The organism is Candidatus Eisenbacteria bacterium (assembly GCA_030017955.1).
GTDB lineage: Bacteria > Eisenbacteria > RBG-16-71-46 > JASEGR01 > JASEGR01 > JASEGR01.
Genome location: JASEGR010000227.1, coordinates 1 through 1,354, shown reverse-complemented (window position 1 = coordinate 1,354; position 1,354 = coordinate 1). Strand labels below are relative to the sequence as shown.

Genomic DNA, 1,354 nt, shown 5'->3' with positions numbered 1-1,354 from the left:
CCGTACGGCCCAATCGTGTTCCTCCACGCGATGCTGTTGACAACCTTCGCGCCGGCGGCGCACCGCATAGAGCGAAGCAACCGGCGCGAAAAATGCCACCGCTCGTGTACAGGCTCGGGGTCGGAAGCAAGCGGAGCGGTTGGCGCGCCACGTGGCAGGCTTCGCACGTGGCGTGACGTACCGCGTAGCGCACGAGCGCCCGCCAGGGCGCGAGGTGTGTCCCGAGGCCCGGGGGGGGGCCACGCCGGGCCGACCCGCAGTGTGCTGCACGTAATCAAGGAGCGTGTTTGAGGGTATTGGTCCGGCTGACGGAATCACCGATGGCTTTAAGATACCTGTCTTTTGATGCGCCACGCACGGCATCGACCTCGGTCCGGACAGCGTCTTTCACCTTTTGATCACAACCAGCATCGAGATATTCCAACGCAACCGACTGATCAAAAGCATTCGTTGACGAAAGCAGCAACTTAACCTTGCCTGTCTTCTTGTTCGTATCACTTGTCTGGTCAAGATCCAGAAGCGCTTCGACAGCTTTTTCAACTTTCTGAAGTGGCACAACATGTACGTCGGAATAAGGCCACTTTCCAACGGTTTTGGGCCACTTCCCTTGATCTCCATATCCCAAGAGCAATCGGCGTCCACGCCCTTCTTGCTGCAAGAAAAGGATCACCGTCTCATCATTGCTGAACTGAGCTTTGTCTTCCTCTCGGGCCGCAAAACTTTCAACAACAACGTCTGTACCTGGGCTGCCTTTCAGGGAACGAAGGACATTTGCATGAACAACACCCTCGCGAACAGCCACCTTCGCGACCACTATGGCGTCCGCCTTCTTCGTGATCTCCGCCAGCGTGTAAGTTCTGTACTTAACGGCGTACGCTTGCGGCACGAGTGCCAAAAGGACAAAGAACAGGAAAATGTTTCTCATAAAGTGCCTCCCCATAAATCAGTCCATCTCAGTCATCATACTTGTTTAACGTCTGGTGTTGCTTTCCAGGGTTACCCCAATCAACAGAAGCACGAGCATTTTCATTGTCGGGCTCCTGGTTATAACCTGAATCTTGCACGGATTTCCCCTTTTGAGGGACTTTTCACTCCATCTCACACGGCCTGATTTTCCCGAGCCGTGGCCGCCACGGAAGCCGCATGCAAGCAATTTCTTGCACGCAACCCGGCCCGGTTCACCGGGGTTATGCGGCCAAGCCCTCCTGTCGACGCCGATGATCGAGGTAGTGCAGAAAGTCGATGATGCCAGCCGCTCGACTCTCGTGTATCGAGTACCGCACCTCATCGCGGTTGCCGTGGAATCGGATCTTCGCCGCCACGAACAGCATCTTCAGGCGGGCGATCCGGATGG

At 56.1% G+C, this 1,354-nt stretch carries 1 protein-coding gene; it reads right to left on the bottom strand.

The features are described 5' to 3' along the window. Positions 1-274 precede the first annotated feature (274 nt). On the bottom strand, positions 275-925 hold the full coding sequence (locus tag QME66_13895; GenBank protein ID MDI6810033.1) for a hypothetical protein: 651 nt from the start codon (positions 923-925) through the stop codon (positions 275-277). Positions 926-1,354: the final 429 nt, after the last annotated feature.

What these genes read in the sequence shown, in the direction of transcription:
- QME66_13895 (MDI6810033.1), bottom strand. Translation starts at nt 925, where the DNA reads ATGAGAAACATTTTCCTGTTCTTTGTCCTTTTGGCACTCGTGCCGCAA.